This is a genomic window from Actinoallomurus rhizosphaericola (genome assembly GCF_024055675.1).
In the GTDB taxonomy this organism is placed as follows: Bacteria; Actinomycetota; Actinomycetes; order Streptosporangiales; family Streptosporangiaceae; genus Actinoallomurus; species Actinoallomurus soli.
In genome coordinates this window covers 487475-505858 of record NZ_JAMXMW010000004.1, presented here as the reverse complement: position 1 = coordinate 505858, position 18384 = coordinate 487475, and the positions used below count along the sequence as shown (strand labels likewise).

1 protein-coding gene (running past one end of the window) is annotated in these 18384 nt (G+C 72.2%); it reads right to left on the bottom strand.

The window, feature by feature from the left end; genetic code table 11:
* Positions 1-184 precede the first annotated feature (184 nt).
* On the bottom strand, positions 185-18384 hold the 3' end of the coding sequence (locus tag NE234_RS13250; RefSeq protein WP_252779256.1) for a protein-glutamine glutaminase family protein. 48226 nt of this gene lie beyond the right edge of the window; the window shows 18200 of its 66426 coding nt (coding positions 48227-66426); the start codon falls outside the window, past its right edge; its stop codon occupies positions 185-187.

The following is an 18384-nucleotide window of genomic DNA, read 5'->3' as shown; positions in this document are numbered from 1 at the left end:
TTGCTCACTCCATGTCCGGTGAAGGCGGCGCCATCCGACCTTGGCCGGCGCGACGGTCCGATCCGCGCGCCGGGATCGTCCACACGGTCGAGTCGGCGTAGATCACTCCGAAGCTACCGATGGTGGCGTTCCGTTGTCGACCGTGCTGCCGGGGAATCTCCTCGATCACCATGGATCACGCTGGTCAGGACGTCACCGATCCAAGATGGGGCGGCGTCAGGGCGGCGAGCGACTGCGGATCGACGATCAGGTCGCGCGGCCGGAACATCGCGTCGGCCCATTCGTACAGGTCGGCCGCCTCGGTGAGCAGCACCGCCTCCGGTACCGCGTGCGCGGGATCGTCGCCGAGCCCCGCGGAGCGCCACGCCGTGAGGACCTCGTACAGCGCGGTTCCCCTGGTCATCGCCGCGCGGAGGAACAAGGCACGGTCTTCGGGCCCGAAGCCCAGGTGCGCGTAGACCCGGAACGTCCACTCCAGGCGGTCGAGCGGCCTGCGGTGAACCTCATAGCCACGTGCGATCTGCTCCGAACGCCAGTCGCCGGACCGCGGACGGGACCGGGGCACTCGCTCGTCCCACAGTGAGGCGAGTTCCCTCTCCCATCGCGACACCGCCTGGTTGAACGCGGCCAGATGCTCGTCCAGCGACCACGACGCGTCGTCGCCGAGCAGACGTTCCAGCTCGGCGGCCGGGTTCCGCCCGAGCCCGGGGGCGAAGCTTCGCGCGGCGTCGTCGGCCGGCGTGTGCTGGGCGATGGTCGTGTACAGACGGTGGTTGGCCCGGCGGACGACGTCGGGCAGGCGTGGATCCAGGCCGAGCGCCCGGGAGAAATTCTGCTCGTAGGTGCGGCGGCCACTGATCCACCGTTGTCCCTCGTAGAAGTCCTGCCCGTAGCGGGAAGGCGCGCCGGCCGGACGGACGTCGCCGGCGCCGGCCGCCACGTGCCGTACCTCGGGAGCGCGCGTCGCCCGGGGCGCCACCGTCCACGACGGCCACCCCGGCGGCGCGACGGGCCGCGTCCGACCGGCCGCGGGAGACGGCGCCCGCGCGGCGAGCGTCCGTGCGTCGCCCCGGTCGCCGGGGAACAGACGCGCGACGACTTCCGAAACGGAGTCGCCGAGGACCTCATGGACGAGCCGGTCCAGGTCGGGGTACCGGCGCAGCGTCCCGCGCTCGGGGCTGGGGCCCGCCAGTTCGGTCTCCAGGCGGCGCGCGACGCTCTGCGGCGCCTCACCGCGCGTCTCCCGCAGGACGCGGGCGGCGCGGCGCGCGTAGGTGAGCTCCTCCATCGCGTGGGCGTGCTCGACGAGGTCGCCGGTCTGGTCCCGGATCATGGCGTCGACGCTCCGCAGGGGCTCGGGCCGCCGTCCCAGCAGGACGCCGGTGTGTTCGACTCCCGTGATGGCGGCGACGGCACGGCCGACCGGGTGCTGGGTCTCGTGGTCGAAATGCCAGGTCGACGGGGCCTTGGCGAACTCGGCCTCTACGGCCGCATGCACGTCTTCCACCGTGCCGGTCAGGAACACGTTGCGGGAGTCGGCCGGGTCCACCCCGATCAGCGTCAGCCACTCCCCCGGGCTGAGCGGTCCGCGCCCGAGCGCCGTGTCGAGGACGACCCAGCCGGGCCGTCCGTCGGCGTCGCGCGCCCACACGACGGGGGCGACGTGACGCAGCCACTCGACGAGCGTCGGTTCGAGAGAGCCCGGCATGTTGCCCTCGAGCACGCCCAGGTCCGGCGCCGCCCGCCCCGCGACGATCTTGCCTACCGGCGCGCCCCACTGCAGGAGCCGCAACGCCGTCAGGTGGGCCCGCAGGGCACAGCCGTCGTAGTGGTACGCGGCGGGGAGGCGGACGGCACCGAGTTCGTGGTGGTCGAAGCTCAGCCCGGTCAGCAGTTCGTACCAGCGGCCGACCTGCGCGTACGACACCGCTTCCGGGCGGGACCCGTCGAACAGACCATCCCCGGAGGTCGGCAGCACCTCGCTCCAGCGGTGCGCCGGATCGGTGCCGTACTGCCGCTCCCACAGGGCGTTCACACGCTCGACGAGCGGCGCCCCGTACTCGTTCTCGTACGCCTCCTCGACGGCCCAGAACCGGCGCGGGTCCCCCTCCAGGAGGCGTAGGCGGGCGAACACCTTCTCCGCGTCGTCGCCCCGTACGAGAGCGTCGTGCAGGTCACGCGTGAACGGCAGGACACCCGGTGACGCCGTGGCCGGCTCTCCCGGAGCGACGGCGATCGGGCCGGGCGGCGGGGTCTCCGTGGTCGCCTCTCGCTCCAGGCCGAGGTACCGCCGGACGTCCGCGGCGAGAGCCGCCGAAGTCCGCTGCCCGGCGACGGCGTCGTTCACCGCGTCGGCCAGCGGCCTGCCGGTCTGCGCGTGGAAGGCGGCGTCCAGCGTCTCCGCCGTACGGCCGTCGGCCAGCGAAGCGCGGAACCGGAGCTGCCGCAGCACTTCGGCGTGGTCCACCGGCACCGCCGCCAGCAGTACGGCGAGCCGGCCGGCGTACTCCTCCTCGGGAGGGGACGTCGCCGGCTGCTGCCCGCCGTTCCCTCCGCCCCGGAGCCGGGGCAGCGGCCGGCCCATCATCAGGTCGGCGATCCCCTCGGCCCGGACCCTCAGCGAACGCGGCACCACCGGCCCGCGCCAGTTCCTCGGCAGCATCTCGTGCCAGTGGGCCACCTCCTCCGCGGACACCACACGGGTCCACTGCGGCCTGCCGCCCAGAACCTTGTTCACCTCGGACACCAGCTCCGGATCCCAGCCGAGGCCGTCACCCGGCACGACCTCGTTCTGGGCCGGGGCCGCATCGGCCGCGTCCACGACCTCGATGACGTCCTCGTCCGCCGCGCTCGGCCGGGTGGTGGTGACGGGCCGCACCAGGGCGCCGGCCTCCGAAGTGAGGGTGCCCTCGACCGCGGGCAGGCCGAACCGGCCCAGGTATTCGTCTCTGGTGAAACTCTCGATCAGCGTCAACTCGTCATCGATCTTCCTGAAGATCTCGACACCGACGACGTACTTGGGCCTGACACCTTTCCAGAAGACGACTTCCTGCTGGCCCCAAAGGGAGCTGACATTCAAAGTGGCGACCATATCGATGCCGCCGGGAGCGTTCACCGAGTATCGATATATGAGGCCGGATTCCGTATTGAAAAGCGGGACGGCGTCGAGTGCACGACTGCGTGTGGTACCGACCAGACCAGACGTGAGAAGCTCATTCTGATAGAGCCGGAGACTCTTCGGCAACGTCCGCCCACGCGGCCGGAAACCCTCCACGAAGATGATCTCGGGCCCCCGGGTGTCCCAGCGATACAGGAGTTCGTCGTCTTCGCGATAGACGATCCGCCCGTTCGCGCTCGGCCCGCTCCTGGCGACGACGATCGTCGCCGGGTGAGGCCCGTGAACACTGGTTCCGAAGCCGGCCGTCGGCTGCGGCTCATAGGTCGTGATCCGGGGATGCGCGAAGTAGAACTGCTCGAACCACGCCCGATGCTCCTCGGGCGGCAAGGGCTCCTCTTCGGGTTCGGAAGAGGAGTCATCATTCTCGGGATCCGTGGTGGCGTACTCGGCATCGGAGTACACCGGCCGCACCCCCGCGAGGAAACGGCCGTCGGCCTCTTGCACCAGCAATATCGGATCCGGCCCAGCGGTCCCGAATCGATGAACTCTCCCGTTCGGCCCCACCACGGCGATCGGCACACCGAAGGCTCGCGCGACGACCGAAGCGACGATTTTCTGCACCGCTATGCTCCGGTCGCCGCCCTCCAGCGCCGCACGGAAACCATCGATCGATAGGTCCGGCGGCAGATCCTCCGCCATCACCTGCTGCCCGGCCCACTGGTGCAAGGCGTCTGCCGAGCCGAGCGGAAGGGATTCGGGCACCCGGTGGTGGAGCGCGTACACCAAGGCCTCGCCGAATCCCGCTCCCCACAGCCGGTGCAGCTCGTACGCGGTGTCCTCGAGGTCCGCCGTGCCCGGGCCCGTCCGCTGATAGGAATCGGTGGGGAGGTCCTGCCGCTCCCTGCCGCCCGCTCCGCCCCCGAGCCGGGGCAGCGGCCGGCCCATCATCAGGTCGGCGATCGCCTCGGCCCGGTCTCTCAGCAGACGCGGCACCGGCCCGCGCCAGTGCTTCGGCAGCATCCCGTGCCAGTAGGCCACCTCCTCCGCGAACACCACGCGGGTCCACTGCGGCCTGCCGTCCAGGATCCTGTTCACCGCGGACACCAGGTCCGGATCTCGGCCGAGGTCGTCACCCGGCACGACCTCGTTCTGGGCCGGGGCCGCATCGGCCGCGTCCGCGACCTCGATGAGGTCCTCGTCCACCGTGCTCGGCCGGGTGGTGGTGACGGGCCGTACCGGGGCTCCGGCCTCCGACGTGACGGTGCCCTCGACCGGCCGCTCGACGTGCTCTTCATCCGGCGCGTCGTGGGAGGCCGGGTCCGAGATGGCCCGCCGGGGCGTGACGGTGCGGGCGTCGTCGAGGACGATCGTCATGCCCAGAGCCCGGGCGACGGACGCCAGGGACTCGATCATCTCCGTCGGCGTCCCGGACTCCACCGGCTCGATCCTCACCGCCAGTTGGAAACGCTGGACGCGGGTGAGGTCCGCGCCGCGCAGGCCGCCGCTCAGGATGGCCTGGCTTCGTTGTGCGAGCGTCAGGTCGATCCCGGCGCGTTCGAGGTCGGCGAGCGGGACCTGCCGATCCTCGTCGATGAGCGGCGCGGAGGCCGGCAGGTTCTCCTCCGTCAGACCCGCCATGAGCCGGTCGTAGAGGGGTCTCGTGGCATCGCCCTGCTCGCCCGGGGTCTCGCCGAGGCGGGCCGGGAGGGACGGGTCGTCGTTCAGCGCGCGAGCCAGTGCCTCGCCGAGCGGCTCCGATGCGCGGGGAGCGACCGGCACCTCGACCAGCGCCGTCACATCGGTCTGTGCCGCAGGAGCCGCGTCGACCCTCTCCACCTGCTCGGTCACGTGCTCGACGCCGTGCGGAGCCGGTTCCGTCGCCCGCTCGTCCGGGGACGTGGTCGTCGTCGTCCGCTCGTCGGGAGACGTCGCCCGCTCGTCGGGGGACGTGGTCGTCGTCCGCTCGTCGGGGGACGTGGTCGTCGATCGCAGGGCGTGACGCGCGCTCTCCGGGTACCGGCCGATCGATCCGTCGGCGTCACGGACGAGCAGTTCGACCGGTACGCCGGTCTGGGCGGTGATCCGGTCCGCCGTCGTGGCGGCCGGCTTCAGGTGGTCGGCGCGGGTCCACAGCCGCAGGGTCCGGCCACGGAGTGCCGCCATGCCTCCGGCCCGGTCGATGACCTCGGCCGTGGCCTCGGGAGGAAGGGTGCCGCTCTCGGCCCAGGAGGCCGGTAGCTCGGCGTCGCCCAGGGGCGGCCGCTCCAGGTCCAGGCCGAGGTCGGTGATCAGTCGCCGGGCCACCGTGGCCGGGAGCATGCCGATGAAGCCGTCGGGGGCGTCCAGGACGACGTAGTGCCCGTGCGGGCCACTGACGTGGAATCGGGCGTCGAAGACGTAGTAGTCGTAGTCGTCGTCGCGCTGCCGGTTGGACTCGACGTAGTCGCCGGCCGAGTTCTTGTGCATGCGAGCGGTCCGGTTGTCCTTGCCGGAGGACACTCCGGGGTCGATCAGGGGCTGGTCGGCGCCCTCCTCCAGCGGCCGGGCGAACGCGTGGCCGAGGTCGAACTCACCGTCGACGCTCCACCCTCGCTCGGCCTCGTGTTCCCGCGCCGGTTCCTGGGAGTGCTCGGGGAAGTTGAGCCCGGTGAAACCGCCCTGGGTCAGCCATCGTCCCCGGGTGGGCACCATCTGCACGGTGAGGTACTCGCGGCCGACCAGCGGGATGCGGTACGTACCGTTCAGCAGCTTGTCGATGTTGGCGGTGGCGTCGCGCTCGTCGAGGGCGATGTCACCGGTCACGCCGTCCTGGTGGGTCGGGCCGAACTCCTCGACCGTCGGTGCGACACCGCGCGCCACCGCCGCTCCGTCGATCCGGCGCCAGGGTGTCGCGGCGGCCGGCGCCCAGTCCGCCAGGTGCTCGATACCCGGCAGCGCCATGGCGTGCACGTGCTCGGCGAGCGAGGTGGCCAGTGCCGTGGGAGCCGGAGGCGGCGTGCGCGTGATCGTCGGCTGTACCGGGACCGACGCCGGCGCCGATGCGGCGGCCGGGGCATGACCCGACGCCGTCGAGGTCGCACCGGCCGGCGCCTCGACCGCCGCGGCCGGGGCCGGCCGCGGGCCGGCCGCGGTCAGGTGGGTGGGCACGAGGAGCGTGGCCCGGCCGCGTACCTCGTCGGTGGCGGCCGCGGGGGTGGTGGCGGGGAACAGGCGCCGCCACATCCGCCGACTCTCGCCCCGGGAGAGGATGTCGACGAGCGCGGGCACGGCCTTCGCCACCTGCGCGCTCCGCCGGGCGAACTCGCTCGGCGAGTACCGGTGGAACACCTCGATGCGGAACCGCACGCCGTGCCGGAACTCCTGGGAGGTGTCCTTGGCCGTGGCGCGCCGGACGTCGCGCGCGGTGGACTCGAGGCCGACCTTCAGCCCGTGTCTGCGCTCGTACTTGACGCTCACACCGCCGGCCGGCCGCAGTCCCGCCGGCGCCGTCGCCCACCGGCCGTGGAAGAAGCCTCCCGCGCGCCAGGCGTGGCCGCGGCTGCGGTGCTTGCCGATCTGGACGAACGCCTGTCCGCCGGTCGTCACCTTCACGTCGGGCCTGGGCCGCCGGTAGGTGACCGAGTCCTCGATGGCGGTGACGCGGATCCCGGTGTGCAGCGTGCCGCCCGTGCGGGCGGGCATCTTCAGGTAGTCCCAGATCCGTCCCTCCCCCCACGTCTCGGCGGGGGTGGTGATGACGCGGTGGATCCCGCCTCGGCGGGCGCCCCTGTACTGGCCGCGGATCGCCTCCTCGTCGAAGGCCGTCTCGATCGCGCCGAGCACGTCCGGATCCAGGTCACCGCCGAGCAGGGCCTCGATCGTGTCGACGACGTCGGCCGCGTCGACGCTCTCGACGTGCGCGGCGGCCACGGCCAGGTCGTCGTTGAGGTAGTGACGCTCGCCCTGCGCCGACGGCAGGTCGTCCCGGGCCGGCACGGGCAGGCCGTGGTCGGCGGCACGGACGTACGGAACGAGGAGCTCGGCCCCCCGGGCGATCTTCACGTGCCGTTCGACGCGGTAGGAGGCCCGGGTTCCCGGGCCCCGGCGGAAGGCGCGGCGCAGCTTGCGCGCCCCGCTCACGTGGCGCCAGCGCCGGTACTGGATGGTGTAGACGGGATCGGCGCCGAGCTGCTCGCTGTCACCCGAGTAGGTGCCCAGGTTCAGATCCAGCGCGCCGCCCATGTCGGTCACGCTGCGGCTCGGGAAGGAGACGTCGCCGCCGCCCACGAAACCGCCGGAGATCTGGTTGCCCGCCTTCTGGCTGGTCGTCTGATGGCCTTCGCCCTCGTTGTGGCTCTCCGCAGAGGGCAGGCCGAGCCGCACCACACCGCCCGGGCCGGCGGAGGTGTCGAGACCGTAACCGGACGCCCTCTCCTCACCGAACCGCAGATCGGCCTCGCTGTACTGCTCCAGGGTGGCGCCCTTGACCGTCTGCTCATGGCGGACGTTGAACGTCCGCATCCGGATCCTGATCTCCTGCCGCCAGCCGCCGGCGGTCGAGGGCAGCGGGATCCGCAGGCCACGGCGGCTCAGCAGGCGCCGGGCGTTGGACTCCAGGAACGTGTGCGTTCCGGTGCGCAGGATGCGCTCCGCGGCGCCGTACCGGCGGCCTGACGGCACGAGCGCGGCGAGCACCTGCTTGAACGCGTCGGCCTGGGGCCTGGGCCCGGGCGTCTTGTTGTGCGCGGCCACCAGCTCGGCCATGTGGGCCGAGAGCTCGTTGACGCCGGTCAGGGTGACCTGGATACCGGTCAGGCCCTCCTTGGTGAGGTCGAACTCCTCGCCCCTGTCCTTCCCGAGCGGGGCGGCCAGCCGCTGGAGGCCCTCCTCGTCCATCGGCCCGGTCTTCACCGTGACCTCGCCGTACGCCAGGATCTCGTCGGCGGGGAGCGGCTTGGCGGGCAGGTGCGCGTCGGAGACGGTGACGGCGGTCCAGTACTCGTCACCGGACTGCTCCCACACCCGGGCCGCGACCAGGTCTCCGGAACGGCGGCTCGTCGTGACCGCCGAGGTGTACGCGGTCTCGTACTCGAAGCGGGTGACGTTCCCGTTCGTCCGCTCGCGGCGGTACTCCTTGACCCCCGTGCTGTTGCCGATCTTCTGGTGCCGGGCGCGCTCACCCTTCAGTTCCAGCACGTGCAGGTCCAGGCTGAACAGCCGGGCCAGCTTGATCCGGAAACTGAGCTTGAAGCCGGCACCGATGGAGAAGCCCTTCTTGTCCTCGGTGTCCAGGCCCGCGACGTTCTTCCGCTGAGTGTCCAGGCTGACGTTCACCTCGGCCACCGGGTCCCGGCGCAGTGCCCGCAGCTCGGTGTAGAGCACGGCGGTGAACGTGTATCCGCGGATCGTCACCTCGTGACTGATGTCGCCGTCGATGCCGTCCTGGAACGTGCCGCGGCCGCCGGGCACCCCGAACTTCATCGCCAGCGCCCGCGCCAGGTGCTGACGCGCGGCGGCGGACATCTTGCCCACGACGCCGGCCTCGCGCATCTGCCGGGCGAGCTCGTCGGCCAGTTCGCGGTAGACCTTCTCGCGGCCCGGCATCTCCCGGACGATGCCCCGGCCCAGGCCGGTACGGGCGGCCAGCGCGAGCGGCTCGCGGGGGTGCACCACGTGATGCCAGGTCCGTAGCGGACCGTGGACCTGACCGCGCTCGTCGAGAACGAACCGCTTCTCCCCGGCCTTCTCCCCGCCTTCCTGATCCTGGACCCGTCTGCCGTCGGCGGTCACGACCTGGATCCGCGGCTCCGCCTTCAGCGCGTCGACGGCCTCGTTCAGGGTCCGGTCCTCACCCGGTTCCTCCAGCCGGCTCCGCAGTGTCTCGGTCAACTGGATCTGCGGCACGCCCCCCGAGGTCAGGAAGTCGGTGACGGCCGTCAGCCCCGCCGCGCGCAGCGGCGACAGCAGATCCTCGTACCACGGCGGCGGCGCCTCGGCCGTCATCGGCTCCCGGGCCGGGTTGGGGACGTACCAGCGCGGCTCCCGCTCGCCCTCGCGCTCGTCCATGAGGAGGGCGCCGACCACCCGGGCGTCCTCGTCCAGCACGTACCGCCACAGCGGGCCGCCGGAGGCATGGGAGTCCGCACTCGAGACCAGGAACGCGTGCTCGTCCGTCGACAGCACCCAGGTGATGCCGGGATGCGCGTACAGGGCCCGCCAGCCCTCCTGCGCGCCGAGCCAGTGCGGGACGAGCGCGTCGTGCAGCGCGGGCGGAAGGACGATCTCGATCGGCCCTCGGTCGGCCAGCGCGACGAGGTCGCCGGCGTCCCGTACGCCGCCGTCGAGGAAGGGCTCGGGCGGGCGTCCGTCCGTGAACCGCGCCCTCAGCCGCCGCGCGAAGTCGGCCCAGAAAGGCTCCGAGCGCCCTGCCGCAAGCTCGTCGGGCGCCCCGCCCACGACCGTCGTCGACTCCTGCGGTTCCGGCTCGGCGGGCGTCTCCGACCGGACCGGCGCGCCCTCGTCGAGCGCCTTCGACCCGGCCGGCATGCCTTCGTCGAGCGCCTTCGACCCGGCCGGCATGCCCTCATCGAGCGCCTTCGAGCCGGCGGGCAGGACCTCGTCCAGGCCCTCATCGAGCGCCTTCGACGACCCGGCCGGGGCTTCGAGGTCTTCCGGCTTCTCCGATTCCGCCGGCTCCTCCGCGGGGATGAGGCCGGAGCCGGTGGGCACCCCGCCGAGAGCGTGGCGCTCGAAGTCCTTGGCGTGCGCGAGGCCGATCCCCAGCTCGCCGATGATCGGGAGGGTGAACGGGACATCGCCGTGGTCGGACTTGACCGAGATCGTCATCACGAACTCGGTCTGGTAGCGGACCAGACGGTCCTTGCGCATGGTGGCGTTCTTGAGCTGGCCTCCGGAGGTCAGGCTGCGCCCGTACTCGCGCGAGGACCCCAGCTTCGGCAGGTCGACGCTGGGCGTGGCCAGATGGGAGCCGAGCTCGACCCCGAAGGCGACGCCCGGCGTGGCACTCGCCCCGGTGCTGTGCTTCTGGCCGTCGCCGATCCGCACCGTGTCCGCGATGTCGTTACGGAGCAGGACCTCCTTGTCGGTCGTCGTCACGTAGCGCACGGTCTGCGGCCGGCCGCTGAACTCCAGATGACCCTGGAACGTGGACAGGGCGGACAGCCTCTTGGCGATGAGGCCCGTCACCCAGCTGTCGGTCAGCCACCACTGGCTGCGATCCTTGAACGTCTTCTCGTTGACGTACTCCTCGGCGACGTCCTGCACGATCTCGTCGACGTCCTTCGCCGGGAGCCCGAGGAACTCGAGGACGCTGCGCAGGCCGGCCAGCAGCGGCTCCGGCACGATCGCGGTGACCGCGTGATCGAGGCCGTGCAGCACGGCCGGGTCCACGACCCGCACCACCGGGTGCCCGCCGCTCCCGGGCGGTGCCGTGAGGACGGCGGCCTCGGCGGCGGACGAGTAGACCGTGGGGAAGGCCAGCCGTGCCTCGCCGGGGAGCAGGAGATCCGGGCGCTCGACCCGGTCGACGGTGGCCCGCACCCGGATCCGTGCCGCGTACCCGTGTGCGGCGTTGGCGATGACCCGGTTCCCCGACTGGACCTCCATCAGGATGGTCTGCCAGGAACCGGTGCCGCGCTCCGTCCCGACCTTGAACACCGGCGAGACGTGCGACAGCCCCGCCTGCAGCCCCACCGAGAGGAACAGGATCGGCTCGACCGACGCGTTCCTCCCGCTCAGGTTCTGCCGCATGACCTCTTCGGCGTATGTCGTGTCGCCGTACTTGCTGAAGTACGTCTGGTAGCCCGGATCGGCCCCCGTGTCCTCCGGCGGCGCGAACTCCGTCTGCTCCACCGAGAAGGACAGCTTGACCCGTGTGCTCTTCTCGACGATCAGCTTGCCGTGGAGCAGCAGCCGCTCCCACCGCACGGGGTCCTTCTCGGCCAGCAGCGCGAGGATCTTCTTGCGGACCGCACGCGCCACGGACGACGACAGGCCGGCGGTGACGGCATCGAGCCAGCGGGTGACCGGCTCGTCGGGACCGCCGTCCGGCAGCGACCTGTCCACCACCTCGGCGACCGACGACACCGAACCGTCGCCGAGCCCGCCCTGCTCCACGTACCACGGGACGATCGGCGCGGCGTCCGAGTCTCGTGCCTCCGTGTCGCCGGTCTCTTCCAGCGCAGTCCAGAAGGTCCGGTAAGCGGCGTACGCCTCATCGTTCATCTGCGGCTGGTCGGCGAGTGCGCCGGACCGGGGGGCCTGGTCCTTCAGCGGGATGCGGACCGCCGTACCGCTCTCGTCGAGCGGCACCAGGTACATCGCGCCCTTGCCCACCGTCAGCCGGTACGGCCGGGCCTCCGTGCCCAGGGAGGTCAGCGCCTCCAGGAGCGTGTCGTGATTGTCGACCCGGCCGAGCCAGCCGTTGTCCCCCCGCAGGTAGGCGCCGGTCGGCTCGTGAATGAAGTCGTCCCCGAACCTCGTCCAGTCGAAGGGCGACAGCTCCTCGCCGGAGAGCCTGATCACGCCCGTGCGCTCGATCTCGTAGGTGAACGGCGTCGAACGGGACGGATGCGGGCGCTCGTACACCAGAGGCTTCCCGGAGGATGTGCCGACGGCGGGCACCTCGTCCAGGGGCACCTCGGTCAGGTCACCGGGGTCGCCGAAGCGCGGTTCCATGACCGTCAGCCGGCGGCCGATCGGCCACTGCTCCGCCAGCGGGTTCCTGTCGTGGTCCGGGGATCCGCCGAGCAGGCCGCCGAACCGGCGGCGCCGCGTCTGCGTGCCGGACGGGGCGGGGGTTCCGCGCTGGGCCCCCCGGATGGCGACCTGACGCGGCCCCCCGCGGCGATCGTCGAACGAGATCGTGACGTCGTCGCCCGTGGTCTTCGCCGCCACCCGCCTGATCTCGAAGTCCTCGGCGGTGAGGTGGGGCGGCGGAGTACCGGCCTGGCGCCGCCGCAGCTCATCGGCCAGGTGCTCGCGGAAGGCGTCCTCGACGCCCTTCGTGCGGTTCGCCGCGAGACTCCTGCCGCCGGTCGCCGCTCGGGCGTGGCCGGTGACGGTGACGGGCGGCAGAGGAAGCCCGTGGTCGGCGTTCCACAGGCCGACCGTGGCCACCATCTCGACCGGAGACTTGAGGTAGCGCGCGTCGAAGCGGTCGGTGCCCTCGTCGAACCTGATGGGCGAAGGCCGGCCGTGGTGCCCGAAGAGCACCACCGCGGTGAGCGGGTTGGCCACGGTCGCGGGCCCCGGTTCCAGCAGTCCCGCGCTGAGGTCGTGCATACTCTCGCCGGGGCGCTGCGAGAGCATCCGCATGTACCACTGGCGTTTCGCCGGAATGATCGAGTCGACCGCTTCCAGACCGCGCATGGCGCGCCTGATGTGCTTGTCCAGCTCCGCTTCCGCCGCAGCGCGTTCCGGAGACCCCTCGGCCTTCTCCAGCACCTCCGTCTGGGCCTGCTTCGCCCTGGTCAGCGCCCCCGCCAGGTTCTGGTAACCGCGGAGCTCCGCGAGGCCGTCCGTGCGACCGGCGTTCTTCAGCCGGTCGAGGTTCGCGCGCAGATCCTCCGTGATCTGCTGCAACTCGCTCAGCGAGTAGTCCCTCAGGTTCGTCTCGACGGCTTCCCGGCGCGCGGCCTCCCACATCGGCGAGGCCCTCCGCGCGTGATTCTCCAGGGTGATCTGGTGGGTGCCGTCCTCGCTGGCGAGCACGACCATCGCGAAGTGGTAACCGAGGTGTTTGCCGGGCTCGGAGCCCGGTTTGGCGAAGTTGCGAGTCAGGTCCGGCCGTCCGCCTTCGTCCGGGGCGGCGACCAACTGGACCATGTAGCCCTCGCCGACGTCGGCCCACGCCCTTTCGTTGATGCCGAGCAGACGCGCGGCGTAGGACAGGGCACCGCGGCGCGGGCTGGGCGTGTCGGACAGGGCCAGCGCACCGCCGTAGCCCTCCCCGGGCAACGGGCCGCCGCCCCCGCCGCTCGGCCGGTCGTCCCGGCGGATCTGGGCCGCCGCCCACTCGGGGTCGATGTCGGTCGGCGGGATCTCCCCGTCGGCCATCCGCGTCAGGGCCTCGGCGAGGTAGTGGGTACCGGTGACCTCGATGGCGTCCGACGCGTTGACCGGGGCGGTGGTCACCGGACCGCCCTTCGGGTCGCCGAACACCAGGTGCGACAAGCGGTGGTCGCCGGCCAGGAACTCGACGAAGGGCCGGGAGCCCTCATCGGGGGACTGCCCGGGACGCGTCCTGAACTCCGGCGTGACGCGGAACAGCCGCCGGCTCCCCCCGTCCGGGGTCGGGACGACGATGGCCACGTCATCCTCGACCTCGAGCCACACGATGTCGTCCCAGCGCGCGTGTTTCGCCCGCGCACGCGCGATGGCCTGGTCGGACGCGAAGATCTGCTGCCCGGAGACGCCGTCCTGGACGGCGAGCGTGCGGTCCGCGGAGATCCGCAGCCTCGGCCGATCGGAGCCGGCCGTCTCCACGTAGTCCTGGGTCAGCGTGGTGAAGCTCGGAGCGGCGGACTCCCCTTCCCACGCCTGCGGGGATCGCCGTTCGAGAACGGGATCACCGGGCCGGCGGAACAGCACGCCCGTACCGCCACCGTCGATGACCTCGTACTCGGTCGTGGTCAGCGGCCTGGCCCGCCGCGCCTCCACCGGACCGACCACCCCGGACGGGTCCACCGCCGGGCCTCCGGCATCGTCCGAGGACCGCGTGCCCTCCTCCGCACCGCTCTCCGCTTCGTCGTACAGGTCGAGAATGCTGAGGGCCGGTTCCACGGCGCTCTCCGCGCCGTCGTACAGGTCGAGGATGCTGAGAGCGGATTGCGCGTCGTCCGGTTCGGCCACCGCCCAGACGGCGTCCGCGCCGGCGGGGACCGGGCCGATCGCGAGCCGTTCGATGCCCGTCGTCGGGTCCAGGAGCGAACGGACGTCGTGGCGGACGTACCAGGTGCGGGCTCCCGTCAGGCCGGCGATCCGCAGGGCCAGGGCCGGGGTGACCCTGCCGAACGCCAGGACGATCTCGGCTCCTTCCGGACGCGCCGAGTCCTGCGCGATCATCCAGGCGAGCTCTTCGGGGTCCGTCACGCTGAACCGCCCGCGCGGCGTGATCACGGTCCAGCCGGTACCGGTCCCCGCCATGATCGCGTACGGATCGGACCATGGCGCCCGCAACGTGCCGACCCGCCCGGCGGCGTCCGACACGGCGTACGAGGAGAGGTCGAGCCGCTGGTTCCCCGTGCCCGTCCAGTTCCGCGCGATGGCACCGCCCTCGTCGTCCGTCAGCAGCGTCTCGGGAGCCAGCGCGGTGGCCGCCAGTCGCTCCGGGTCCAGGGCGCGCTGGACTCCGCCGCCGCGGCCCCTCGTCGCCCCGAAGATCCACTCCGCCGGGACGGGAGCGGTCTCGGCGGCCGACGACCCGGAGGCCTCGGCCGGCCTCTCGGCCAGCGGCGCGCGGCCCGGCACGCCGCCCCGCAGCCTGGGCTTCTCACCGAAGGCGATGTAATGCGCGACGAAAGCGGCCAGCCCCCTGGCAGAACTCTTGGGAATGCCCTCCGGGAGTTCACGGAGCGCGTGTTCGATCTCTCCTCGGTCGACCCGCCCACCGAGCCACGCGCCACCCATGCGGGCCAGCAGGGAGTTGACCTCGATCTCGAAGTAATCGGAGATCCCGGTACCCGCGCCTTCGCCCCGGCTCGACGGTCCGGTGGCCGGGGGGTCGCCCAGTTGCCGGTGGAGGTTCGCGGTCAGGCCTTCGAGCTGGGCCGCCGCGCGCCGCATCGTGTCGAGCCGGGCCTGCGCGCGGCGGTGTGCCGGCACGTCCGCGTGGCCGTTCGCCGCGTGGGCGTCACGGAAGCGGTCGACCATCGCCTGCGCCTCCGCGTCGGTCTCGGGCCTGACGTCCGGATCGAGACGCTCACGGAGTTCCTGATAGTCGGTTCCCGCGCGCTCGACCCGCCGTTCCAGGGTCCCGCGGATCAGCTGGAACTGGCGGGCGGACCGGTCTGCGGGCGTCGGCAGGGCCGGCCGCAGGTGCTCCCAGGAGATCTCCGGCGCGTCCTCGTCGGTGCTCTCGGCGCCCATGAAGTGGCCCGGGGTGCGGATGAAGTTGACCCGCGCGGCGCCGGCCGGCCCGAGCTCGGTGACGTACCGGTCCTGGATGAGCGTGAGGGGCAGGCCGAGCTCGTTGGCCGCCAGGTGGGCGACGAGGTCACCCACCTCGTTGCGCCAGCTGTCCATGCGGCGGATCTGGTCGACCAGCGCACGGCCCCAGTCCGCGAAGGAGGTGCCGTCTCCCGACTCGTGGAAGAAGCCGGCGTACCGCGAGAGCAGGCCCTGGCCCGCCACCGCGAGGTCGGCCGCCAGCCGGTCCGCCAGCCAGTTCCGTACGACCTGCACGGCCTCGCGGCTGCCGGGCCGGGTGCTCCTCAGTCCGGGGATCACCCGGGCGAGGTGCGGAGCGGCGATGGCGATGAGGCTCTGGTAGAAGCAGTTGTCGTCGGCCGCGACCTCGATCGGCCGCAGGTGACGCTCGCTGAGCGCCGCGTCGAGCCGCGCCTGGTCGAACGCCTCCGCCTCGGCTCTCAGCGCCCGCGCGGCCGCGTACTCGACGTCGTTCGCGCCGATGGCTCGGGAGCCCGACCGGCCGGCGACCGGAGCCGTTCGCCTCGTGCGGAGGACGAGGTCGGCCGTGTCGGTCCCGGCGTCCGGTTCCGTCCGGCCGATCGCGGAGTCCGGCAGCGTCTCGCCGGTTCCGGTCGCTCTCTGCTTCCCCGTGGCCCGGGTGACCGGCTCCGACCGGCCGCTTCCGGGGGCCGGGTCCGTCGAGCCGCTTCCGGGGGCCGGGTTCGTCCTGCCGCCGGTGACCGGATCCGTCGTACCGGTTCCGGGAGGCGGCGTCCGTGTGTCCGAGCCGGAGGTCGCGGCTCGCTGGGCGGCGGCCAGCTCGGCGAGCCGGTCGCCGATCTCCGCCACCTCCTCCGGAGTCCAGGCGCGCTCGCCGGGTCCGCCGCGGGCGGCGGTCCGCAGCGACTCGACGATCCGGGCGGCGTCCTCCTCGTTCCACTCGGCCTCATGGATCTGTTCGGACAGCTCCAGGAGGCCGCCGAGCGGATCGTCGTCGTTCTGCCGCCGCCGGCGCGTCTCCGTCTCCTGCCGCCAGAACGTATGGACGGCGGCCGCGTCGTGCAGCAGCCCCGGCAGGGCGGCGTTCAGGTCGGCCAGACGATCCCGGCGGGCCCTGATCTCGGCGATGAACGCCTGCTCGAACGTCTGCTGGCGGACGGGGGCGGTCAGGTAGATCCGGCCCATGTCGCTGCGGTCCAGCCCGTACACGTCCGCCTGGGCCCGCTGGGCGGACGTCAGCATCCCGTGGGTCTCGGCCACGGCGGCGCTGAAGAAGTGGGTGCGCGAGGTGATCGGCGAGAAGATCCGCGTCGCGCGGGTCCCCCAGTCCGGGCGCGTGAGGACCGGGTCGAAGGCGTACATGCCGCCGTTCGGGTCGATCCAGGTCTGGTGCACCGAGCCGTCGGCGCGGGTGATGTCCACGCGGACGTGCGCGGCGAGCGCGTAGGCGGTGTCCCGTCCGACGTAGACGGGGTGCAGGCCCAGGTCCGCGACCTCCGGCGGGAGCCCGGCGGGCCGCCCCTGGGGGTTGTCCGGCCGCTGGGCGTGCAGCGTGTTGACGGTCCTGATGACGTCGGTCGTGGCCTGCTGGATGGAGTCGACCGAACCGGTGACCCGGGTGGCCCTCTCGACCTGCTCCTCGTAACGGGCGAGGGCGGCGGGTTTCTCGACGGTCGGGTCGACCTGCCGGACCGCGGCCAGGTCGGCGGTCATCGTCCGCACCGCCCAGCGCAGCACCGCCTCGTGGGTCTGTACGGCCAGGGCCAGCGCGTCCACGGTGAGGACGACCGGCCGGCCGCCGCCGACCTCCCGGCGGATGTGGCGGGCGACGGTCTGGTACGCCCGGACCGGGTCGGTGTGCCGCGTCGCCGCGTCGGTCAGGAGCGGGGCGAGGTCGAACCGCGGCGCCTGCCCCATCGAGGGCCAGTTCAGCGAGTCCGGCCGGGCCTGGAGACGGATCCGTATCTCGTCGCGCTGGGCGAGCAGCTCCTCGATCGCGGCCTGGTACATCTCCGCGTAGACGTCGCCGAACATGGGGCCGTCCTCGAACCGCCCCGTCGGCGTCGGCCTGCGGAACAGGTGGTGGTCCGCCCGGTCGGCGAACAGGCGCCCGCGGAAGCGCAGCCGTACGAGCATGAGCGGACCGCGTTCCTTGCCGTGCTGCTCGCGGCGGTAGTTCTCGGTGCCCGCCATGCCGTCGTTGAACGAGGTGACCCGGCCGTTCGAGGTCCCCAGCTCCCAGGAGTGGGCCGGGGTGTGGTCTCCCATCGGGCCGTGCACGCTCAGCGAGGCGTCTCCGACGACCCGCGAGTGGTCGGTGCTCTCGGTGACGGTGGTGCCGCTCTGGTGCTTGATGTAGCGGCCGGTGCCGGTCCCCTCCTTCATCCGCCCGATGACCTCGAGCCCGCTCATCTCCCCGTGGATCCACATCTCGGCCCGCTCCTCGGAGTGGCCGGGGACCATCAGGTTCTCGACCAGCTTCAGCGGCTCGTCCCCGGACGCCTCACGGATGACGTTGACGAGGTGGAGGCGGGACAGCAGCACGGGCAGGGACAGGCTCTTCCGGGTACGGGGGTCGTCGCCGGTCGCGCCCAGCAGCACCTCGATCCGGCTCGGCTTGAAGATCCTGTTGAGCAGGCGCAGGCCGATCGGGAGGGCGTCGTCGACCATCACCTCGGTGATGTCGACGTTGACCGGCAGTTCCGGAAGCCGCGTCAGGTCGGGCAGCGGATGCGGGCCCCGCACACGGCGGCCCTCGGCGATGTTGCGCGGCATCTGGATCACCAGCGTGCCCGACTCGGTGACGGTGCTGTTCGCGCTGTGGTGCGTCCACCGGTCGAGCTTCTCGTTCAGCATCCGGACCAGCGGGCGGCCGGTGGGGGCCAGCCGCCGTACCGTCACCGTCAACTCGTGTTCGAGCCCGAGCAGATAGTGCGAGCCCTTGTAGTTCACCTGCTCGACGACGCCTTGGTCGGCCCGGGTCGTCCCGCGGTGGTGGCCCTCGGAGACCTTGGCGTCGACGGCGTCCCCACCGGTGGTCTTCTGCTGCCCCCCGGTGCCGAGCTTGGCGAAGGTGAAGGACTGCGTCCCGTCGCGGGAGTTGGACTTGGCGGCCGTGCGGTACTGGTGCTTGTACA